The 22,357-nt window shown below is 64.8% G+C and carries 18 protein-coding genes and 1 tRNA gene; 2 read left to right on the top strand and 17 right to left on the bottom strand.

All coding sequences use genetic code 11. The annotated features are described in order from the left end of the window. Nucleotides 1-38: 38 nt before the first annotated feature. On the bottom strand, nt 39-2,210 hold the full coding sequence (gene scpA, locus AC1RCS_RS08445) for a methylmalonyl-CoA mutase (RefSeq protein WP_492245976.1): 2,172 nt from the start codon (nt 2,208-2,210) through the stop codon (nt 39-41). 129 nt (nt 2,211-2,339) lie between these two features. Between scpA and AC1RCS_RS08440 the strand changes: the two genes are divergently transcribed. Then, nucleotides 2,340-2,975, top strand: coding sequence for a GntR family transcriptional regulator (locus AC1RCS_RS08440; RefSeq protein WP_218338561.1), 636 nt, complete (start codon nt 2,340-2,342; stop codon nt 2,973-2,975). Nucleotides 2,976-3,087: 112 nt separating this feature from the next. Here the strand turns inward: AC1RCS_RS08440 and AC1RCS_RS08435 are convergent, their stop codons facing one another. The 5 genes from AC1RCS_RS08435 to nirB all read right to left on the bottom strand — a co-directional run bounded on the left by AC1RCS_RS08435 (nt 3,088) and on the right by nirB (nt 10,760). Next, on the bottom strand, nt 3,088-4,842 hold the full coding sequence (locus tag AC1RCS_RS08435; protein WP_492245977.1) for a bifunctional protein-serine/threonine kinase/phosphatase: 1,755 nt from the start codon (nt 4,840-4,842) through the stop codon (nt 3,088-3,090). A 144-nt stretch (nt 4,843-4,986) separates the two neighbouring features. Next, nucleotides 4,987-5,796, bottom strand: a complete 810-nt coding sequence (locus AC1RCS_RS08430; protein ID WP_369642346.1) for a formate/nitrite transporter family protein — start codon at nt 5,794-5,796, stop codon at nt 4,987-4,989. A gap of 390 nt (nt 5,797-6,186) precedes the next feature. Next, complete coding sequence (locus AC1RCS_RS08425) at nt 6,187-7,497, bottom strand: nitrate regulatory protein (protein WP_218297534.1); 1,311 nt, start codon at nt 7,495-7,497, stop codon at nt 6,187-6,189. 165 nt (nt 7,498-7,662) lie between these two features. Further along, nucleotides 7,663-8,019 carry a nitrite reductase small subunit NirD gene (gene nirD / locus AC1RCS_RS08420; protein WP_369642344.1) on the bottom strand — a complete coding sequence of 119 codons (357 nt, stop codon included), beginning with the start codon at nt 8,017-8,019 and terminating at the stop codon, nt 7,663-7,665. Between the two features lie 206 nt (nt 8,020-8,225). After that, entirely contained in the window at nt 8,226-10,760 is a 2,535-nt protein-coding gene (gene nirB / locus AC1RCS_RS08415) for a nitrite reductase large subunit NirB (protein WP_492245978.1), read from the bottom strand. Between the two features lie 620 nt (nt 10,761-11,380). Here nirB and AC1RCS_RS08410 point away from each other — a divergent pair. Beyond that, a complete protein-coding gene (locus AC1RCS_RS08410; protein WP_218338793.1) occupies nt 11,381-11,584 on the top strand; it encodes a hypothetical protein in 204 nt (67 codons plus the stop codon). Between the two features lie 180 nt (nt 11,585-11,764). Here AC1RCS_RS08410 and AC1RCS_RS08405 read toward each other — a convergent pair whose 3' ends face one another. The 11 genes from AC1RCS_RS08405 to AC1RCS_RS08355 all read right to left on the bottom strand — a co-directional run bounded on the left by AC1RCS_RS08405 (nt 11,765) and on the right by AC1RCS_RS08355 (nt 22,118). Next, the gene (locus AC1RCS_RS08405) at nt 11,765-12,064 is read right to left on the bottom strand and encodes a single-stranded DNA-binding protein (RefSeq protein WP_218297538.1); all 300 of its coding nucleotides are present in this window, start codon (nt 12,062-12,064) and stop codon (nt 11,765-11,767) included. Between the two features lie 245 nt (nt 12,065-12,309). Further along, a tRNA-Pro gene (locus tag AC1RCS_RS08400) sits at nt 12,310-12,386 on the bottom strand. Nucleotides 12,387-12,416: 30 nt separating this feature from the next. Further along, a complete protein-coding gene (locus AC1RCS_RS08395) occupies nt 12,417-12,851 on the bottom strand; it encodes a MerR family transcriptional regulator (RefSeq protein ID WP_218297539.1) in 435 nt (144 codons plus the stop codon). A 97-nt stretch (nt 12,852-12,948) separates the two neighbouring features. Further along, on the bottom strand, nt 12,949-13,275 hold the full coding sequence (locus AC1RCS_RS08390) for an integration host factor subunit alpha (protein WP_218297540.1): 327 nt from the start codon (nt 13,273-13,275) through the stop codon (nt 12,949-12,951). A gap of 23 nt (nt 13,276-13,298) precedes the next feature. Next, a complete protein-coding gene (pheT, locus tag AC1RCS_RS08385; protein ID WP_492245979.1) occupies nt 13,299-15,746 on the bottom strand; it encodes a phenylalanine--tRNA ligase subunit beta in 2,448 nt (815 codons plus the stop codon). A gap of 128 nt (nt 15,747-15,874) precedes the next feature. Then, on the bottom strand, nt 15,875-16,927 hold the full coding sequence (gene pheS / locus AC1RCS_RS08380) for a phenylalanine--tRNA ligase subunit alpha (RefSeq protein WP_218297542.1): 1,053 nt from the start codon (nt 16,925-16,927) through the stop codon (nt 15,875-15,877). A gap of 101 nt (nt 16,928-17,028) precedes the next feature. Then, entirely contained in the window at nt 17,029-17,388 is a 360-nt protein-coding gene (gene rplT / locus AC1RCS_RS08375) for a 50S ribosomal protein L20 (RefSeq protein ID WP_492245980.1), read from the bottom strand. A gap of 24 nt (nt 17,389-17,412) precedes the next feature. Beyond that, complete coding sequence (gene rpmI, locus AC1RCS_RS08370) at nt 17,413-17,616, bottom strand: 50S ribosomal protein L35 (protein ID WP_056645539.1); 204 nt, start codon at nt 17,614-17,616, stop codon at nt 17,413-17,415. A 184-nt stretch (nt 17,617-17,800) separates the two neighbouring features. Beyond that, entirely contained in the window at nt 17,801-18,409 is a 609-nt protein-coding gene (infC, locus tag AC1RCS_RS08365) for a translation initiation factor IF-3 (protein ID WP_370627732.1), read from the bottom strand. Between the two features lie 80 nt (nt 18,410-18,489). Then, on the bottom strand, nt 18,490-20,409 hold the full coding sequence (thrS, locus tag AC1RCS_RS08360) for a threonine--tRNA ligase (RefSeq protein ID WP_218338795.1): 1,920 nt from the start codon (nt 20,407-20,409) through the stop codon (nt 18,490-18,492). A 785-nt stretch (nt 20,410-21,194) separates the two neighbouring features. Further along, nucleotides 21,195-22,118, bottom strand: coding sequence for a LysR family transcriptional regulator (locus tag AC1RCS_RS08355; protein WP_492245981.1), 924 nt, complete (start codon nt 22,116-22,118; stop codon nt 21,195-21,197). Nucleotides 22,119-22,357: the final 239 nt, after the last annotated feature.

Genomic DNA, 22,357 nt, shown 5'->3' with positions numbered 1-22,357 from the left:
CATGGGATGGCGAAAAGGCTCGGAAGGAAAAGGCGAACTCAAGCGGTAACCGCCTTGCGAATCTGCTCCAGCACATCCTTGGCGCTGGCCGGAATCGGCGTGCCCGGGCCGTAGATGCCCTTCACGCCCGCTTCGTACAGGTGCTCATAGTCCTGCGCCGGGATCACCCCGCCCACGAACACGATGATGTCGTCCGCGCCCTGGTCCTTGAGGGACTGGATGATGGCGGGCACCAGTGTCTTGTGGCCGGCGGCCAGCGTGCTCACGCCCACGGCGTGCACGTCGTTTTCAATCGCCTGGCGCGCGCACTCCTCGGGCGTCTGGAACAGCGGGCCCATGTCCACGTCGAAGCCCAGGTCGGCAAACGCGGTGGCCACCACCTTGGCGCCCCGGTCGTGGCCGTCCTGGCCCAGCTTGGCGATCATCACGCGCGGGCGGCGGCCTTCCTTTTCGGCAAATTCGTTGATCTCGGTCTTGAGTTTGTCCCAGCCTTCGGCCGAGTCATAGGCTGCTGCGTACACACCGGTCACCTTTTGCGTATCGGCGCGGTGGCGCCCAAAAACCTTCTCGAGCGCATCCGACACCTCGCCCACCGTGGCGCGCAGGCGCACCGCCTTGATGGCCAGGTCGAGCAGGTTGCCTTCGCCGCTTTCTGCTGCGGAAGCAAGAGCATCCAGCGCTTGCTGTACAAGGTCTGGATCGCGTTTTGCACGGATATTTTTCAGGCGCTCGATCTGCCCGTCTCGCACCTTGACGTTGTCGATCTGCAGGATATCGACCGGGTCTTCCTTGGCCAGCCTGTACTTGTTGACACCCACGATCACGTCCTTGCCGCTGTCGATGCGCGCCTGCTTCTCGGCGGCGGCGGCCTCGATCTTGAGCTTGGCCCAGCCGCTGTCCACGGCCTGGGTCATGCCGCCCATGGCCTCGACCTCCTCGATGATCTTCCAGGCGGCATCGGCCATGTCCTGGGTCAGCTTTTCCATCATGTAGCTGCCGGCCCAGGGGTCCACCACGTTCGTGATGTGCGTCTCTTCCTGGATGATGAGCTGCGTGTTGCGCGCGATGCGCGAGGAAAATTCGGTGGGCAGCGCGATGGCCTCGTCCAGCGCGTTGGTGTGCAGGCTCTGCGTGCCGCCAAACACGGCCGCCATGGCCTCGATGGTGGTGCGCACGATGTTGTTGTAGGGGTCCTGCTCCGTCAGGCTCCAGCCGCTGGTCTGGCAGTGCGTGCGCAGCATCAGGCTCTTGGGGTTCTTGGCGCCGGTCTCTTTCATGATGCGGCACCACAGCAGGCGCGCCGCGCGCATCTTGGCCACTTCCAGGTAGAAGTTCATGCCGATCGCCCAGAAGAAGCTCAGGCGGCCGGCGAACTCGTCCACGTCCATGCCCTTGGCGATGGCGGTCTTCACGTATTCCTTGCCGTCGGCCAGCGTGAAGGCCAGCTCCAGCGCCTGGTTGGCGCCAGCTTCCTGCATGTGGTAGCCGCTGATCGAGATCGAGTTGAACTTCGGCATGTTCCTGGCCGTGTACTCGATGATGTCGCCAATGATCTTCATCGAAGGCTTGGGCGGGTAGATGTAGGTGTTGCGCACCATGAACTCTTTCAGAATGTCGTTCTGAATCGTTCCGGAGAGCTTGTCCTGGCTCACGCCCTGTTCTTCCGCCGCCACCACGTAGCCCGCCAGCACCGGCAGCACGGCGCCGTTCATGGTCATCGAGACCGACACCTTGTCCAGCGGAATCTGGTCGAACAGGATCTTCATGTCCTCCACCGAGTCGATGGCCACGCCGGCCTTGCCCACGTCGCCCGTCACGCGGGGATGGTCGCTGTCATAGCCCCGGTGCGTGGCCAGGTCGAACGCCACCGACACGCCCTGCCCGCCTGCGGCCAACGCCTTGCGGTAGAAGGCGTTGGATTCCTCGGCGGTGGAAAAGCCCGCGTACTGGCGGATGGTCCAGGGGCGCACCGCGTACATGGTGGCCTGGGGGCCGCGCAGGTAGGGCTCGAAGCCGGGCAAGGTGTTGGCGTATGGCAGGCCGGCCGTGTCCTGCGCGGTGTACAGCGGCTTGACGGTGATGCCGTCGGGCGTGACCCAGTTGAGGGCGCCGACGTCGCCACCCGGTGCCGACTTGGCGGCGGCCTTGGCCCAGGCTTCGAGCGAAGACGCGGCGAATTCGGGAGTGTGGTTGGGGGGGGTGTCACTCATGGCGAAAACTTCTCCGAAGATGGCGTTGCAGGCGTAAAACGGCGCGGGGACGGTTCCCGATGTGGCGGCGAGTTTACATCATTCATAATTATTGATTCAAAATATTCCTCTGAGCTTACAATCCGCCCCATGTCTGCCCTTACCCTCACGCCGCGTGCCCTCTACGAAGAAGTCGCCGAGCAATTGCGCCAGCGCATCTTCCGCCGTGAGCTGGAGCCCGGCAGCTGGATCGACGAACTCAAGATCGCCGAGGAATTCGGCATCAGCCGCACCCCCCTGCGCGAGGCGCTCAAGGTGCTGGCGGCCGAAGGCCTGGTCACGATGAAGGTGCGCCGTGGCGCCTATGTGACCGAAATGTCCGAGAAGGACCTGCGCGATGTCTACCACCTGCTGAGCCTGCTGGAGAGCGACGCGGCCGGCGTGGTGGCCGCCACCGCCACCGCGGCGCAACTCCAGGCGCTGCAGGACCTGCATGCCGAACTGGAGGCGGCCGCCGGCGAACGTGAACGGTTCTTTGCCGTGAACGAGCGTTTTCACATGCTGCTGCTGGAGCTGGCCGACAACCGCTGGCGCAGCCAGATGGTGGCCGACCTGCGCAAGGTGATGAAGCTCAACCGCCACAACTCGCTGCTCAAGCAGGGGCGGATCGAGGACTCGCTGAACGAGCACCGCGCCATCCTGGCGGCGATGGTGGCGCGCGATGCCCAGGCCACGGCCCGCGCCATGCAGGCCCATTTCGCCCACGGCCTGGAAGCCGCGACCTGAGAGCGCCTATTGCAACGCCCCAGGCGGCTTTGCGCCACCGCATGGTGGCATGCGGTCGCGGCATCACCATGTGGGTTCCGCCACATCTTGCCGCAGCGAGCAGCCAAGCCGCTCAGCGCCCAAAAACACGCAACCCGGCCAGCAAGAGCACGGCCAGCGCCAGCACCAGCGTGGCGGTCTGCCAGAAAACGACCGGATTGCGCTCCACCAGCGGTGCCGCCCTGCGGCGCTGGAACCGCAGCCCTGGGGACTGCAGGTCGTGGATGAACTCCGACACCGCCTCCTGGCGCCTGGCCGGATCGGGGTGCAAGGCCTTCTGCAGCACGGCATCCAGCCAATCCGGCAGGTCGGCCCGCAAGTGGCGGACCGGCACGTACCGCAGCCGTTTCACGTCACCCGCCGAGCGGATGCGCACCACCTGCAGGCCATACGGCAGCTGCCCGGACAGCATCTGGTACGTGAGCACCGCCAGCGAGAACAGGTCGGAACGCGCGCTGCCCCCCATGCCCGCAAAATACTCCGGGGCGGTGTACTGCAAGGTGCCGGCAATGGATGAGCCCATGTCCAGGCCGTGCGCTTCCTCGGCCAGGCCAGCGACCAGCGTGGAGCCGAAGTCGATGATCCGGGCGGTTCCCGTGCGGTCAATCATCACGTTCTCCGGCCGCAGGTCCTGGTGCAGCATCTCCTTGCCATGGAAGGCCTGCAGTCCCTTCGCCACTTGCGCCACCAGGCTGCGCACCGCGTCGAGATCCGGGCGGGGATGGTCGATCATCCACTGCGCCAGGGTCTGGCCCTCCACGAATTCCATGGCCACGTAGACATGCTGGCGCGGCCGGTCGCTGGTGTGTGGCCGGAGCACATGGGGGCTATGAATACGCCGCGCCACCCACTCTTCCAGCAGGAAGCTGTTGAGATAGCCGGCGTCATCGCGCAACGCCGTCGATGGGGTCTTCAGCACCACCTGCTGCCCCGTCGCGTCGTCCACCGCGAGGTGCACGTGGCTGCGCGCGCTCGCGTGCAGTTCGCGCACCATGGTGTAGCCTTCGAAACGCATCCTGGGCGACAGCGGCGGCGCGAGCGCGAGGCCTTCGCGCAGCGCATGCAGGCGGTGGGCTTCAGGATCGGGCAGCGCATCGATGCGCAGGATCTGCACGGTCATGTCGTCATCGGCGCCGCGGGCCTGCGCACCCTCCACGAGATCTTGCGCGGCCTGATCGAAGTCCCCGGGAAACCGCGCCAGCGCCGCATGCACTGCGGCTGCATCGAAATGCGTGTACGCACCGTCGGTGGCCAGCACGTAGAGGGCCCCCACATCGGCCGGCAGGCAGCAATAATCGATCTCGACATGGGCACTCGTGCCAAGCGCGCGGCCCAGAAACGATTCGGCCGACGACAGGTGGACACGGTGGTCCTGCGTCAGTTGCTCGAGCGACTGCCCGTGAAGGCGATAGATGCGCGCATCCCCCACATGCAGCACATGGACGTCGCGGCCTTTCAGGATCAGCGCGCTGAAGGTGGTCACATAGCCGCGGTCCTTGTCGAAACGCGCGTGGCTGCGCATGGTCTGTGCATGCAGCCACGCATTGGTGGCACTCAGAACGCGCTGGGCCGAGCGGCGCACCGACCAGGCGTCGGAGGTGGCGTAGTAGTCGTCCAGGAAACTGCGCACCGAGGCCGCGCTGGCCTCCTGACTGACCGTGCTGGACCCTATGCCATCGGCCAGGGCGACGACGATCCCCTTGGAGCCGCGCAGCGGCTCGCCGGGCAACATGGCACCATGGAAGTCCTGGTTGACGCCCTTGCGCCCCGCCCGCGAGTGCTGGCCCAGCGTGACGCGCAGCCCGCCCGGATCCGTGCCGTGGCCCATCAGCGGTCCATGGCGCTGCACGCCACCGCCAGCCCATGCAACCGGCGCGGCCCACCCGCCAGCCGCCGCGCGGGGGCCGCCCCGCCGCGCTGGCGGCGTCCCCATGCCCGCAGCGCGCAGCGGCGAAGTCGCTCAGGGAGAAGCTCAGACATGGCGCTTGGGCGCGGTCTTGTAGTGCGTGGAATACAGCGTAGCACCGACGAAGGTCAGGCCTCCGACCAGATTGCCGAGCACCGTGGGAAGCTCGTTCCAGATCAGATAGTCCATCAGCGTGAACTTGCCGCCCAGCATCAGGCCGGTGGGAAACAGGAACATGTTGACGATGGAATGCTCGAAACCCATGTAGAAGAAGATCATGACCGGCATCCACATGCCGATAGCCTTGCCCGAGACCGTGGTGGACATCATCGCGGCGACCACGCCGGTGGAGACCATCCAGTTGCACATCACGGCACGCACGAACAGCGTGAGCATGCCGGCAGCGCCATGGGCGGCATAGCCCACCGTGCGGCCCTCGCCGATGTGGCCGAGCTTCTCGCCGACGGCATTGGGCGCCTCGCTGAAGCCGAAGGTGAAGATGATGGCCATGAAGACCGCCACCGTCAGTGCGCCCGCGAAGTTGCCCACGAACACCAGGCCCCAGTTGCGCAGCACGCCCGCCCAGGTGGCACCTGGGCGCTTGTCGAACACCGCCAGCGGTGCGAGCGTGAACACGCCCGTCAGCAGGTCGAAACCCATCAGGTACAGCATGATGAAGCCCACGGGGAACAGCATGGCGCCGACCAGCGGGTTGCCGGTGTTGACCGTGACGGTCACGGCAAACGCGGCCGCCAGCGCCAGGATGGCGCCGGCCATGTAGGAGCGGATCAGCGTGTCGCGGGTGGACATCAGGAGCTTGGATTCACCGGAGTCGACCATCTTGGTCACGAACTCGGCAGGGGCAAGGTAGGCCATTGAATTTCCTTTGGGACGGGAGACTATTGACAGCGTCCCGGACGGCGGGCCGGCGGAACGCGCAAGGAGGAAAAAAGAAAACGGCGTCCGCTGCGCCGTCCTCCAGTCATCTGGAGGAGACGCAAGGGACGCCGTTATCCTTGGATGCGCGATTCCTTTGCCCGCGGAAGACCACGGACGGTGGGTTGGCAAGCCGCCTTTAGCCGACAACCACTTCTCTCCATGCAAGTTCCATACCCCTGATGGAATGGTGCATCGGAGCGTGGCCCGTCCCTCTCTGGCGCATGCGCGGCGACCATCGCAAGAAATGAGCCTCCACTCGGTGCGGCACCGGCACCACAGTGGGTCACCAGTGCCTGCCCGCCCCGTTGCGGGGCACCGCGACGCTATCTATGAGGACTTGGCGCCTGACAGCGCAGACTGCGCAAAGGCGAGATCGGGCAGGGACAGCGTGGCCTCCGCCACCTCGAGCAGCCGGCGGTTCTGGTCCATCGAGGTTTTCTGCAACACGCGGAAGGCGACTTCCTCGTTCATGCCCAGGCGGGCCATCAGCACCCCCTTGGCGCGCTCGATCACCTTGCGTTCGTTCAGCGTGCGGCGCGCCGCCTCCAGCTCGGCCTCCATGCTGGCCATGCGCGCCGACTGGGCCTGCAGCAGTTCCAGCAGCGAAGCCGATTCGGCCCCGTGCGTGCCGGCCGCCGCCTCCGGCACGGACGTGGGTGCAATCGCGATGTCGAAGAACCGGTCCACCGCGTGCGTGCGCTGCGGCGGGTTGTCGCGCAGGCCGCGCAGCAGGCCCCTGGAGTCCTGCAGGTCCTGCTGCGCTTCGAGGATGCGAGCCTCGCAGTCCTCGCGCAGACGCTGGACCAGTTCGACCTGCAGTTGCCACAGCGCGTTGATGCGCTCCGTGCACACGTCGAACCAGGCGTCGCTCAGGTTGCTGTCCAGGGCGGCGCCGGGGCGCACCACGCACAGCGTGCGCCGCAGCCGCTCCAGCTGGGCCATGCCGGGGGCAAGCTGCTGCTGCTCCCAGCGTCCACGCAGGGCCGGATCGGCAAACTCGGAAAACACGCGCAAGCTGCGCTCCTGCGCGTCGATGAGGTGCAGCACCCGCTGCTGGTGCGCGTCGCTGCCCTGGCCGGAGGCATAGAGCAGCGCGCCCATGGCGCGCTCCTGGCCCGCCTCTTCCTGCGCCTGCACCAGGTGCAGCAAAGCCACCAGCTGGCGCGATACGCTGGGCAGCCCCGCCGCATCGGCCACATGGAAGACCAGCTCGATCAGACCCGCGATCAGGTGGCTGAACGCAGCGATCGAGTCGTGTGCGGTCATCGCCTGCTTGTCGATCTGGCTGCGCAGCGCGGGCAGAGAATCAAGCCCCAGGAGGGCCCACGCCATGAGCGACAAGGCCTTGGCCGTCGCGCCCTGTTCGGGTTCCACATGCTGGGCAAATTCCTGGCGCAGTCGCGCCTCCAGTGGCAGCACCTCCTGGATGATCCGGCTGCGCATGTCGGCAAAACGCTGGGCATTGGACGCCAGGTAGGCGCCCGATGCGCCGCGCTCGCGCTGCAGACCTTCTATCAGCTGGCCGATCGTGTCCACCAGAACGGCCCGGCTGGCGAGGTGGCGCACCGCGTCGATCTCCAGCTGGCGCGAGCGCAGCACAAGGGTCGAAACGGTCAGGGACGCGGCCTGGTCGGGCATGCGGGAACTCCAGAAAATCGATACGAGGGAATGCTAACCCCAGAACCTGCCGCGCACCCGCCAAGCCTCCAGGGGCCTGCGCGGAACGCGATGCAATGCACTTCCGCACAACCCGGCCCGAAGAGTTGCCGGGACACGGCCTCAAGAGACCTCAAGGGCAGGCCCTCAGGCCATTGCAATGCTGATGCGCCCACCCTCGGCGCGCACGCCGTGCGCCCGCACCGAATGCTCGGGCGCCTCCAGGCATTCGCCCGTGCGCAGGTCGAAATGGTTCTTGTACAGCGGCGAGGCGACGACGACGCGCTCGCCCAGGTTGCCGATCAGCCCGCGCGAGAGCACGCTGGCGCCCGACTTCGGGTCCACGTTGTCGATGGCGAAGAACTGGTCGCTGCCGGTGCGGAACACCGCCACATGGCGGTTGGCCACCAGGGCGCAGACGCCGGTGCTGGGCAGGATGTCGTCGACCGCGCAGATGTCGGTCCAGGCAAGGGGGTCGGTACTGTTCATGGGAAGTGCGCTCATGGGAGTTCTCCGTTATTGATTCATTGCGCTACAGGTTGCCCGCAGCGCGCGCAACTGGCGCAGCCGACACCAGTGCCCCACGCAAGGGCCGCCCCGCCGCGAAGGCGGCGTATCCAGCGCATGCGCTGGGGGCGTCCCCCTCCCGGACTCGCACAGCGCATCGAGAGAAGGGTGAAGGCGCGAAGCGACTCAGGGGGTGCTTCATGTCAGGCGGCCTGGCGGATGGGGATGACCTTGGCGCCGCGCTCCTCCGCGCGGGCCGGGCGGATCTGGCCGCGCTCCTCGACGAAGAGCACGTTCTCGTCGGCCTTGTCGCTGTTCACGAACGAGCGGAAGCGCTTGCGCGTCTCGGGGTCGCTCACGGCGGTCTTCCATTCGCACTGGTAGGTATCGACCACGTTCTGCATCTGCGATTCGAGCTCGGCGCACAGACCCAGGCTGTCCTTTTGCAAGACATCCTTGAGGTAGTCGAGGCCACCTTCGAGGTTCTCGCGCCAGGTGCTGGTGCGCTGCAGCCGGTCGGCCGTGCGCACGTAGAACATCAGCACCCGGTCGATCATGCGCACCAGGTCTTCCTTGGACAGGTCGGACGCGAACAGCTCGGCATGGCGCGGCTTCATGCCGCCGTTGCCGCAGATGTAGAGGTTCCAGCCCTTTTCGGTGGCGATGATGCCGATGTCCTTGCCCTGCGCCTCGGCGCATTCGCGCGTGCAGCCCGAGACGCCGAACTTGATCTTGTGCGGAGCACGCAGGCCCTTGTAGCGGTTCTCCAGCTCCACGGCCAGGCCCACGCTGTCGCCCACGCCATAGCGGCACCAGGTCGAGCCCACGCAGCTCTTGACCGTGCGCAGCGACTTGCCGTAGGCATGGCCGGACTCGAACCCGGCGGTGATCAGCTCTTCCCAGATCAGCGGCAACTGCTCCAGGCGCGCCCCGAACATGTCCACCCGCGCACCGCCGGTGACCTTGGTGTACAGGCCGTACTTTTTGGCCACCTGGCCCACGGCGATCAGGCCGTCGGGCGTGACCTCGCCACCGGGCATGCGCGGCACCACCGAGTAGGTGCCGTCCTTCTGGATGTTACCCAGGTAGTAGTCATTGCTGTCCTGCAGGCCGGCCAGCTCCTTCTTGAGCACGAACTCGTTCCAGCACGAGGCGAATACGCTGGCCGCCACGGGCTTGCAGATGTCGCAGCCCATGCCCTTGCCGTGCTGGGCCAGCAGTTCGCCGAAGCTCCTGATGTTGCCCACGCGCACCAGGTGGTAGATCTCCTGGCGCGAGTACGCGAAGTGCTCGCAGATGTGGTTGTTCACGGCCATGCCGCGGCGCGCCATCTCAGCTTTCATGACCTGGGTGACCAGGGGCACGCAGCCGCCGCAGGTGGCACCGGCCTTGGTGCAGGCCTTCATCTCTGCGATGGTGCAGGCGCCATTGCCCACGGCTTCGCAGATGCCGGCCTTGGTGACGTTGTTGCACGAGCAGATCTGTGCCGTGTCGGGCAGGGCATCCACGCCCAGGCCGGGTTTGGCCTTGCCATCGCTGGACGGGAAGATCAGGAACTCGGGGTCCTCGGGCAGCGTGATGCCGTTCAGGGCCATCTGCAGCAGCGTGCCGTATTCGGTGGCGTCGCCAATCAGCACGGCGCCCAGCAGTTGCTTGCCGTCTTCGCTGATGACGATCTTCTTGTAGACCTGGCGGCGCTCGTCCACGTATTGGCAGGTGCGGCTGTGCGGCGTTTTCGCATGAGCGTCGCCGATGCTGGCCACGTCCACGCCCATGAGCTTGAGCTTGGTGCTCATGTCGGCACCGACGAAGGCAGCGTCGGTCTCGCCTGCGATGTGGCGGGCGGCCACGCGCGCCATGTCGTAGCCGGGGGCCACCAGGCCGAAGGTCTGCTCGTTCCACGAGGCGCATTCGCCGATGGCGTAGACATCGTGGTCGCTGGTGCGGCAGGCACTGTCGATGGCCACGCCACCGCGCGGGCCGATGGCCAGCAGGCTCTGGCGCGCCAGTTCGTCCCGCGGGCGGATGCCGGCGGAGAACACGATCATGTCGGTCTCCAGGTAGGTGCCGTCGGCAAACACCATGCGGTGGCGCGCGCGGGCGCCATCGGTGATCTCCTGCGTGTTGCGGCCGGTGTGCACCTGCACGCCCAGCTCCTCGATCTTGGCGCGCAGCACGCGGCCGCCGCCCTCGTCCACCTGCACAGCCATGAGCCGGGGGGCGAACTCGACCACGTGGGTTTCAAGTCCCATGTCGCTCAAGGCCTTGGCGCATTCCAGGCCCAGCAGGCCGCCACCCACGACCACGCCGGTCTTGGATTTGGCGCCCGAGGCCTGCATGGCCTCCAGGTCTTCGATGGTGCGGTAGACGAAGCAGTGGTCGCGGTCGCGCCCCGGCACCTGGGGCACGAAGGGGTTGGAGCCGGTGGCCAGCACCAGCTTGTCGTAGTGGAGCACCTCGCCGTCGACCGTGGTCACGGTGCGAATGCGGCGGTCCACCGATGCGGCCCGCGCCGCCAGGCGCAGGGTGAAGCCGGTGCGCTCGAAGAAGCCGGGCTCGACCAGGGAGAGTTGCTCGGCCGTGGTGCCGCTGAAGAAGGCGGAGAGGTGCACCCGGTCGTAGGCGGGGCGTGGCTCCTCGCACAGCACGGTGACCTCGACGCCGGTCATGCCGGTCTCGGCCAGGCTTTCGAGGAACTTGTGGCCGACCATGCCGTGGCCGATGAGAACGATTTTCATGCTAGTGATCCTGCAATGGACCGAGCCGCCCGGAGGGCAAGTGCAGGGATGCTGTGCATCGGCAGCCCCGAGGGAGGCAACCAGTGCACCTCACCCTCCGCAACGGCACGGGTGTGGATTGGAACGACCCCACGAGAGGCTCATAGCCTCGCTCGTCCGGGGGTTCCGCCATCATTAGCGGAGGGTGTTGGTCGGTCCGACGGCAGCTTTACCGGCAGACATGCAACGGTAGATAGCAATATCCATGCCGCCCTTTCAGCCCCTGCGGCCACATCGCGCTCGCCAGGAGCGGGCAAGCGGGTTGGCATCAGCAACCCGGCCGGCACGGAGTCGCATCAATGCGGTGCAAACCATCACCAAATCAGGGCATCGCCTCAGGTTGGGACAAATTGCCGCAGGCAGACCGCGTCGGAATGCCCCAGGGACAGCCAGGAGTTCTGGTACCTGGAAGGCGTGCCGTGTGCTGGTTTGTTGCCATTCTTTCGTTTTCAAACGTGGCCGCCTCATGCAGACTGAGACGATGCAGTCCGGCCGGTCAGGACACCTGTTCAGTGCTCCTGAAAGGATGGCCAGCCAGGGCAGGAATCCCAGAGCTTTTTTCCTATATAAGGACTACCAACATGAGCGTGGAACGCAGAGGCAGCGCGGACAGGCGCAGCGGAAAGGACCGCCGGCAAGTGGAAAAAGGGCCGCCCACCAACTATGAACGCAGGCGCACGGTCGAAGCGCGGCAACCCGAGCTGACGGAACTGCACCTGAGCGAAGAAGAACTCAAGGCACTGGGATTCGCGCAGGACCAGCCAGCACCCAAAAAACCAACCTGATCGCTGCGACCTGGCAGCAGCCACGTTTTCAATGCTGTTTCGTGCGCGGCAGGGTATTCGTCGCAAGCACCGCTCAGGCAGGCGGCCGGACTCGCCCGCCCTCTCCTCTTGCACCGCCCGTTGGCACGTCACGCCGTGGCGAGCGCGAGCCGCAGAATCAGTTTTGCATCGCCTTGTTTTTTATTCGCCGTGCAGCGTGAGCAGGCGGTGCGCGACCATGTCCAGCGCGGGCCGCGTGTTTCCCTGCTTGTCCGTCCAGACTCTTGGCGTGATGCTTCCTGCCAGCGCCACAGAGTCTCCATCGCGCAGGGCGTGCATGGAGGCGCAGACCCCTGCCTCAAATGCAATCACGTTGACGAACAGCGTCTCGCCATCCGCCGTGCTTGCTCGCACCTTGGAGACGGTAAAAGGCTTCCCGGCCTTGTCAGTACGCCGCTCGGCCTCGCCATACAGCCTGCCGGCCACCAGTCCATCGATCATGAGAGTCCTTTGCGGGGCGAGCCGCTACTTTGGTTTTGGCGGGGGCAACCGCAACACGGGCTGACCACATGTCAGCACTACCTCGACAGGGAGCCTGCTGATCAGCGGGGGCTCGGTATCGCCACCATGCCTGCACAGCACGCAGCAGCAAGCCGCCTTTCATTTCACCCCAGGCCGTGTTGCATGTTTTTCCGCGACCAAGCAAAAAAGCCCAGAACCTTTCGGTTCTGGGCTTTTGCTAACAATGGTCGGCGTGGCGGGATTCGAACTCGCGACCCCTTGCACCCCATGCAAGTGCGCTACCAGGCTGCGCTACACGCCGACAAGACTTAGATTATATGCAGAAAAAAGGTCAACCCAGAGAAAGTAGCGCCCGAATTTCAAATAATTCTTTGCGCACCGCATTGGAGTCCAGCGTGATGCCCATCGCATCGATGGAAAGATCGCGTGCGCTGTCCACCAGCATGCTGGGCATCTCGGAATCAAACCCGTTCATCGCGCCGTCGGCCCCTGCCTCGTCGCGGGCGGGATGCGCAAGCTCCTGCAGGCGATTGCGCGCGCCACTGATGGTGAACCCCTGGTCATACAGCAGATCCCGGATGCGGCGGATCATGAGCACTTCATGATGCTGGTAGTAGCGCCGGTTGCCACGCCGCTTCATGGGGCGCAGTTGAGTGAACTCCTGCTCCCAGTAACGCAATACATGGGGCTTGACGCCACAAAGCTCCGCGACCTCACCAATCGTGAAGTAGCGCTTGGCGGGGATCGAAGGAAGGGGGGTGCCCATGGGTGGTGGATTCAAACCGGTCAGCCAGCTAGCGTACTGCAGACGCGCACGGACCGCCAGTCATCGGCAACATTCTGGTCACAAAAACGGCACAAATTCACGATCCGGCAGCCGTCTGGATCTGTTCCTTGAGTTTGCTGCTGGCGTGAAACGTCACCACGCGGCGTGCCTTGATCGGAATGGCCTCGCCCGTGCGCGGGTTGCGCCCGGGCCGTGGTGCCTTGGTGCGAATCTGGAAGTTGCCGAAACCCGACAACTTCACATCCTTGCCCTCCACCAGGCTCTGCGAGATCAGGTCGAAGAATGCGTCGATCATGTCCTTGGACTCGCGCTTATTCAAGCCAATCTGGTCAAACAGCAGATCGGCCAGTTGTGCCTTGGTCAGCGCTGGCGTTTCCAGGCTTTCGACGGCGAATTCGATCATGGCGTCAGCTCCCTTGAACATCATCAGACACGCAGCCGTGCACCCATGCGCTGGGCCAATTGCCCCACCACCGCTTGAACAGCGGCATCGATCTCGGCCTCGGTGAGCGTCGCCTCGTCGCTGCCCAGAGTCAGGCGCACCGCCAGGCTCTTCTCCCCGGGAGCCAGGCCACCGGCGGGTGCCTCTTCGCCCGCACGCAGCGCCTTGGGCCGGTAAACGTCGAACAGCACGGCCGAACGCAGCATTGCGCCGGGCACCGCTTGCTGGACCGCCGCCATGACCTCGGCATGGGTGACCCGCTCAGCGACCACCACCGCCAGATCACGTTCGACGGACTGGTGCTTGGCCACGGACTTGAACTGGGGCACTGCACGCTGCAATACGGCATCCAGTTCGAGTTCAAACATCACCGGCGCTTGCGGGAGCTCCCACGATTGGCGCCACTGCGGGTGCAGCTCGCCCACGAAACCCACGGCCTGCCCATTGAGGAGCACCCGCGCGCAACGGCCGGGGTGCATCGCAGGATGGACGGCCGGCTCGAACGTGGCTTGCAGCGGCGCCAGCAAGGCCTCGAGATCGCCCTTCACATCGAAGAAGTCGATCGACTGCTCCTTGCGGCCCCACTGGAGCGCATCGTTGGGTCCATAAGCCAGACCGGCCACGCGCATGGGCTGGTGAAAGCCTTCCACCGTGGTGTCGCTGTTGGCCACGCTGGCATCCCGCAGGAACACACGGCCCAGCTCGAACACGCGCACGCGCTCGGCGCGGCGATCCAGGTTGAACTTGAGCACCTGCAGCAGAGAGCCCAGCAGGCTCGAGCGCATCACGCTCATCTGGCTGGCGATGGGGTTGAGCAGCTTGATGGGCTGCGCGTTGGCCGCCAGCTCCCGCTCCCAGCGCTCTTCCACGAAGCTGAAATTGATGGTTTCCTGGTAACCCAGCCCCGCCAGCGTACGGCGCACGGCGAACGGGCTGCGCGTGGCCTCGACCGGCAGCTTGGGGGTGATGGGGGCCAGCGGCGGCGTCGTGGGCAGGTTGTTGTAACCCACCATGCGCGCAACCTCTTCGATCAAGTCTTCTTCGATGGTGATGTCGAAGCGGTAGGCCGGTGGCGCCACGGTGAGAGTGCCATCGCCTTCCGTGAACGGCAGGCCCAGGCGCCTGAACACGTCAGCGCACTGCACCTGCGTGAGCGGCATGCCGATGACCTTGGCCGCGCGCGCCACGCGCAGCGTGACGGGCTGGGGCACGGGCAGGTTCACGCGCTGGTCGTCCATCGGGCCGCAGGCCGTCTCGGGCGTGCCGCAGATGTCGATCACCAGCTGGGTGATGCGCTCGATGTGCTCCACCGTCAGCGCAGGGTCCACGCCGCGCTCGAAGCGGTGGCCCGCATCGGTCGAGAAGTTGTAGCGGCGCGAACGCCCGGCCACTGCCTTGGGCCACCAGAAGGCAGCCTCGATGTAGATGTGCTTGGTGTCGTCTGAGACAGCGGTGGCGTCGCCGCCCATGATGCCGGCGAGCGACTCGACCTGCTGGCTGTCGGCGATCACGCCGACCTTTTCGTCGACGGTGATGGTGTTGCCGTTGAGCAGCTTGAGCGACTCGCCCGCCTTGCCCCAGCGCACATCCAGCCCGCCATGGATCTTGTCCAGGTCGAAGATGTGCGAGGGACGGCCCAGCTCGAACATCACGTAGTTGGAGATGTCCACCAGCGGCGACACTCCACGCTGGCCGCAGCGCGCCAGGCGGTCGAGCATCCACTGCGGCGTGGTGGCGCGGGTGTTCACGTTGCGCACCACGCGGCCGCTGAAACGGCCGCACAGGTCAGGGGCACTGATCTTCACGGCCAGGGTGTCCGGGACTTTGGAGGCCACTGCCGGGAAGGCCGGCTGCGAGAGGGGCACGCCGGTCAGCGCGGAGACTTCGCGGGCGATGCCGTACACGCTCAGGCAGTGCGCCAGGTTGGGCGTGAGCTTGAGCGTGAACAACGTGTCGTCCAGGTTCAGGTGCTCGCGGATGTCCTGGCCCACGGGCGCGGAGGCATCAAGTTCGAGCAGGCCGCCGTGGTCTTCCGACAGCTTGAGCTCGCGCGCCGAGCACAGCATGCCCTGGCTTTCCACACCGCGCAGCTTGCCGACCTTGATCAGGAAAGGCTTGCCGTCGTCGCCCGGCGGCAGCTCGGCGCCCACCAGGGCGCAGGGCACCTTGATGCCCACGCGCGCATTGGGTGCGCCGCACACGATGTTGAGCAGGGCGCCCTGCCCCACGTCCACCTGGCACACGCGCAGGCGGTCGGCATCGGGATGCTGCACGGCTTCCTTGATCTCGCCCACAACGATCTTCGCGAACGGCGGCGCCACGGGGCGCAGCTCCTCCACCTCCAGGCCGGCCATGGTCAGCGTCTCGGCCAGCTCGGCGGTCGAAAGGGGTGGGTTGCAGAACTCACGCAACCAGGATTCAGGGAATTGCATAGTCGAACTCTTGTACGGGGTCGTATACGGAAACTACCCTGCGCGGCCTCTCGGGACACATGCGCCAGGGTGAAAACGGCTGGGCGGACCGCCGGGCTGCCCGAATGGCAGCCGTCCGGCCCTGCTGGTTACTGGAACTGCGACAGAAAACGGATGTCGCCGTCAAAAAACAGGCGCAGGTCGTTCACGCCATAGCGCAGCATGGTCAGGCGGTCGGGGCCCATGCCGAAGGCAAAGCCGATGTATTTTTCGGGGTCCAGACCCATGTTGCGCACCACGTTCGGGTGCACCTGGCCCGAGCCCGCCACCTCCAGCCAGCGGCCGGCCAGGGGGCCGGTCTGGAACTGGATGTCGATCTCGGCGCTGGGCTCCGTGAAAGGAAAAAAGCTCGGGCGAAAGCGCAGAACCAGGTCGTCGCTTTCAAAGAAGGTGCGGCAAAACGCCGTGAAGATCACCTTCAGGTCCTTGAAGCTCACGTTCTCGCCGATCCACAGGCCTTCGCACTGGTGGAACATGGGCGAGTGCGTGGCATCGCTGTCCACGCGGTAGGTGCGTCCCGGCGCGATGACGCGGATCTCGGGCATGGGCTGGCCGGCGTCGAGCAGCGCGCGGTGCTTCTTCACATGCTGCACCGCGTGGCGGATCTGCATGGGGCTCGTGTGCGTGCGCAGCAGGTTGGGCGCCTCGGGGGTGCCGCCTTCCACGTAGAAGGTGTCGTGCATGGAACGCGCGGGGTGGTCTTCCGGCGTGTTCAGTGCGGTGAAGTTGAACCAGTCGGTCTCGATCTCGGGGCCCTGGGCCACGTCGAAACCCATGGAGCCGAAGATGCCCTCGATGCGCTCGAGCGTGAGCGACACGGGGTGCAGGCCGCCCTGCCCGCGCTGGCGCCCTGGCAGGCTCACGTCCAGGGCCTCTGCCTTGAGCTGGACCTGCAGTTCCGCATCGGCCAATGCCTGGCGGCGCGCGGTGAGCGCGGCCTCGATGGCCTGCTTGGCGACGTTGATGGCGGCGCCGCGGGACTTCTTCTCATCCACCGACAGCTGCGCCATGCCCTTCATGAGCTCGGTCACGCGACCCGACTTGCCCAGGAACTGCGCCTTGGCATTTTCCAGATCAGCAGGGGTGGCGCTTTGGGCAAACAGTTGCGTCGCGCTCTCGACCAGGGAATCCAACTCGTTCATATCGACTCTTGAAAATGAACAAGGGCTAGCGCCTTTTCAAGCCCTAGCCCTTGCTGTTATTGCGCAAGCAGCTATCAAAAAGATAGCCACTCATCGTGAACTCAAGCAGCCAGCTTGGCCTTGACTTGGCTTACGATGCTGCCAAAGGCAGCCTTGTCGTGCACTGCGAGGTCGGCCAGCATCTTGCGGTCGATCTCGATGGATGCCTTCTTCAGGCCGTTGGCGAACTGGCTGTAGGTCAGGCCCAGTTCACGGGCAGCGGCGTTGATACGGGCGATCCACAGCTGGCGGAACACGCGCTTCTTGGTGCGGCGGTCACGGTAGGCATATTGCCCAGCCTTCATTACCGCCTGTTTGGCGATGCGGAAGACGTTACCGCGGCGACCACGGAAGCCCTTGGCGAGGGCGAGAACTTTCTTGTGACGGGCACGGGCCGTTACACCACGTTTGACGCGAGGCATGTGAGTACTCCTTGTTCGTCGTTATTAAAGGCCAGCACCGGGCAGCATTTGTGCGATAGAGCCCATGTTGGTCTCATGCACAGCAACTGCACCACGCAGGTGGCGCTTGTTCTTGGTGGTCTTCTTGGTCAAGATGTGACGCTTGAAGGCTTGACCGCGCTTGACGGTGCCACCGGGACGAACGCGGAAACGTTTTTTCGCGCTGCTCTTGGTCTTCATTTTGGGCATGTGAATGCTCCTTTTCGTTGTGCTCGTGAGGCGTTTGCAAACCGATCTGCAAACTTGTTGGCCCCGAGCCACTTTTTCAACCGGTATTCACCGGCTGTGCGGCAGTGCCTTCGCACTGCCTATCGCCGGAAGTGTCCCTTGCGGGCCACCTCTGGCAAATCTCTGTCTCTTCTGCGCGGGCCGCTCAGGCCGCACTGCCCGAAGGCGTGCTTTCAGCGGCTGCCGGCTTGGCTGCAGCAGGCTTCTTCTTGCCCGGCGCGATCATCATGATCATCTGGCGGCCTTCCAGTTTGGGAAACTGCTCGATGATGATGGAATCGGCCAGCTCATCGCGAATGCGGTTGAGCAGCGCCAGACCCAGTTCCTGGTGGGTGATTTCACGGCCGCGGAAACGCAGCGTGATCTTGCACTTGTCACCATCGGCCAGGAAGCGGCGGATGTTGCGCATCTTGATGTTGTAGTCGCCATCGTCCGTGCCCGGACGGAATTTGACTTCCTTGATCTCGATCACCGTCTGCTTGGCCTTCGCCTCCGCAGCGCGCTTTTGCTCCTGGTACTTGAACTTGCCGTAGTCCATCAGGCGGCACACCGGTGGGTTCGCTGTGGCAGCGATTTCCACCAGATCCACATCCAGCTCGCCTGCCATGCGCAGGGCTTCCATGAGGCTGACCACGCCCAAAGGCTCATTCTCTGGCCCGGACAGACGGACTTCCGGGGCCATGATTTCACGGTTCAGGCGGTGCTTGCGCTCTTCACGGTGGCGACGATCACGAAATTCAGTAGCGATGGCTATCTTCCTTCAATCAAAATACTACAAGAAATGTAGCTACAACCGCACAGCTGGCATGCGACAAAGCACGTTTTGAATCAAACTCAGGCTTTGGTGGCGATGTCCTGGGCGATCAGCTCAGCGAACGCTTCGATGGACATCACTCCGAGGTCACGATTGCCCCGGCCGCGTACTGCAACGGCGCCTGCGGCCTTTTCCTTGTCGCCCGCGACGAGGATGTATGGCAGCTTTTGCAACGAATGCTCACGTATTTTATACGTAATCTTCTCATTGCGCAGATCGACCGCCACCCTAAGGTCTTGATTCGGCAGCGCTTTTTGCAGCTTTGCAGCAATTTCGCGACAGTAATCGGCCTGCGCATCGGTGATGTTGAGCACCGAAACCTGCACGGGCGCAAGCCACACCGGGAATGCGCCCGCATAGTGCTCGATCAGCATTCCGATGAAGCGCTCCATGCTGCCCACCGTGGCGCGGTGCAGCATCAACGGGCGCTTGCGGCTGCCGTCTTCGGCCACGTACTCGGCGTCCAGGCGCTCGGGCAGGTTGGGGTCGATCTGCATCGTGCCGCACTGCCATTGCCGGCCCAGCGCGTCCTTGAGCGTGTACTCGATCTTGGGCCCGTAGAAGGCGCCCTCGCCTTCGGCGATCTCGAACTCGCAGCCCGAATGGCGCAGGCCATCCATCAGTGCCTTCTCGGCGCGGTCCCACGATTCATCGGTACCGATGCGCGCCTCGGGCCGCGTGGCCACCTTGTAGATGATGTCGGTGAAGCCGAAGTCCTTGTAGACCTTCTGCACCAGCGCCGTGTAGTTGGCGCACTCTTCCAGCACCTGTTCTTCGGTGCAGAAGATGTGGCCGTCGTCCTGCGTGAAGCCGCGCACGCGCATGATGCCGTGCAGGCCGCCCGTGGGCTCGTTGCGGTGGCAGGCACCGAACTCGCCGTAGCGCAGCGGCAGGTCGCGGTAGCTCTTGATGCCCTGCTTGTAGATCAGGATGTGGCCGGGGCAGTTCATCGGCTTGAGCGCGTACTCGCGCTTTTCCGATTCGGTGGTGAACATGTTGTCGCGGTACTTGTCCCAGTGGCCCGTTTTCTCCCACAGGCTCTTGTCCAGGATCTGCGGCCCCTTGACCTCCTGGTAGCCGTTGTTGCGGTACACGCGGCGCATGTACTGCTCCACCTCCTGCCACAGCGCCCAGCCCTTGGGGTGCCAGAACACCGTGCCCGGCGAATGCTCGTCCATGTGGAACAGGTCCAGTTCGCGGCCAAGCTTGCGGTGGTCGCGCTTCTCGGCCTCTTCCAGCATCGTGAGGTATTGCTGCAGCTCCTCCTTGGAGGTCCAGGCCGTGCCATAGATGCGCTGCAGCATCTCGTTGCGGTGGTCGCCGCGCCAGTAGGCGCCTGCCACCTTCATGAGCTTGAAGAACTTGAGCTTGCCCGTGCTGGGCACGTGGGGGCCACGGCACAGGTCTTCGAAATTGCCTTCGCGGTACAGGCTCACATCTTCATTGCTGGGGATGCTGGCAATGATCTCGGCCTTGTAGTGCTCCCCCAGGCCCTTGAAGTAGGCCACGGCTTCGTCGCGCGGCAGCACGCGCCGCACCACGGGCTCGTCCTTGGCGGCCAGCTCGGCCATGCGCTTTTCGATGGCCACCAGGTCTTCAGGCGTGAAAGGACGCTTGTACGAGAAGTCGTAGAAGAAGCCGTTTTCGATCACCGGGCCGATGGTCACCTGCGCCTCGGGGAACAATTCCTTGACGGCATAGGCCAGCAAGTGGGCCGTGGAGTGGCGGATGACTTCCAGCCCATCGGCATCCTTGGCCGTCACGATCGCCAGCGGGCTGTCGGCCGTGATCTGGTAGCTGGTGTCCACCACCTTGTCGCCAATCTTGCCGGCCAGGGCGGCTTTGGCCAGGCCCGAACCAATGGATGCGGCCACTTCGGCCACCGTGACCGGACCCGGGAATTCGCGCTGCGAGCCGTCGGGAAGCGTGATGTGAATCATGGGATAACTCTTTCTTTTCGATCAGTGCAATGGGTGCGGGCACGCGCCAGGCCCAAAAACAAAAAAGCGCGGAACGGGTCCGCGCTTTCTGGAGGAGGTGTGCAATCTCGTGCAGGCGCGAACAGCCAGCCTCAACGGCCGGTCAACATCTCCGATGTAGTTCGCGGTGTCATAACCAGATTGCCTTTCTCGCTCTTGTGCAGTGAATTTGTTTGCATTTTACCTTGCGGCCGGCAAAAAGAGCCTGGCACTTGTGCGCAAAACACTTCTGAACCTTTTTTGATCGCTTTTACGCCACATTCAGGCAACCCAACCGGAGTTGCAGCGGGTCAGTTGCGGCTCCCAATGGGTCTCGCGCCCCGGCAACCACTGACCGACATCTCTCGCAGGCCTATCAGAGTGGTCCAACGGCACTCTCTATATGAAGAGGTTGCATACCAAAGCACCGTGCGCATCTCTTGAGGACTCCAAACCCACATGCTCTCGTCAAAGGATGTGGCCCCGGTGCCTCCAGAGGCCGCAGATCTCCCCGGGCGCCTTGCCGCAGCCCCGCGAACAGATCCACCGCGTCCGGCCAGCCCGCGATCTGCGGATGGCCGTTGAGCCGCGCGAGCAGCCGTGCCGTGATCAGGCCGCGGCCGCCCAGTCTCACTATCCGGTACTTGGCCATCACAGGTCTCCTTCATCGGCGATGCCGCCGTGCCAGGGCCCCGCGGTGCAATCACCGGTGCCGGGACACGCGGCACTGCAAAAAATTCATGAAAAGCGCCCGTAAGGCTTTTTCATCAAGCGCCAGTAGCTCCCAAATCAATAGCACCAATAGAAGGCAGCAGCAACCCTTGCCGGGCCGCCACGGCCTCGCGCAAGAACGCCCAGGTGGCCTGCATGCGCGCCACGTGCTTGTTCTCGGCGGGCATCGACATCCAGAACGTGCGCTGGAACCGCGCCACCCCGGGCAGCACCGGGACCAGCGAGGGATCTTGGGCCGCCACGAACGCGGGCAGCACCGCCAGCCCGGCACCGGCGCGCGCCGCCTCGTACTGCGCGAGGATGCTCGTGCTGCGCAGCACGAAATGCGCGGGGCGGTGCAGCTCGTCGAGGATCTGCAGTTCCTTGCTGAACAGCAGGTCGTCCACATAGCTGATGAAGGTGTGGCCGCGCAGGTCGTCGGCCGTGTGGACGGGCGCATGGCCGGCGAGGTAGCCGCGCGCGCCGTAGAGCTGCAACACATAGTCGGTGAGCTTGACCACCAGCACCGCGCCCCGCACGGGGCGCTCCAGGGAGATCACGATGTCCGCCTCGCGCCGCGACAGGTGCACCAGGCGGGGCAGCGCCAGAAGGTCCACCACCAGGCCCGGGTGGTTCTGTGCGAAGCGGGCCAGCTGCGGCGCGAGGATCAGGTTGCCAAAACCCTCGGTGGTGCCGATGCGCACCAGGCCGTGCAGCCCTTGCCGCACACCAGGCGCCGCACTCTCCACCGCGAGGAACGCGGCCTCCATGGCCTCCACCTTGGGCATCAGCTGCCGCCCTGCTTCCGTGAGGCGGTGGCCCCCGGCTTCACGGGCGAAGAGGGCCGATCCCACCTGTTTCTCCAACGCCTGCAGGCGGCGCGACACGGTGGTGTGCTCCACGCCCAGGCGGCGTGCGGCGCCCACCAGCGTGCCGGCGCGCGCGAGCTCCAGAAAGTAGCGGAAATGATCCCAATCCATGGGCCGATTGTGGCGCCCTCGGAGCCCGTCGCCAGGAAGAAGAGAATGCGACGCCTGCACGCCCCCGGGCTCGCCCTCCTCCTTTCCTGCACCAGGCGCCTTTCGCTGTAAACGCGATGATTGTTAAAAATTTACACTCTGTGTTTTTTGTTGCACACTCCAGCCGCGCCCGGCACCGAGCAGCGGGACCGCGCACAGCCACAAGAGCCCAGGAATTCCCCAAGGCCGCCGATACACAG

Source organism: Acidovorax sp. GW823-FHT01C06, assembly GCF_058798375.1.
This window is presented reverse-complemented; position numbering and strand designations above follow the sequence as displayed.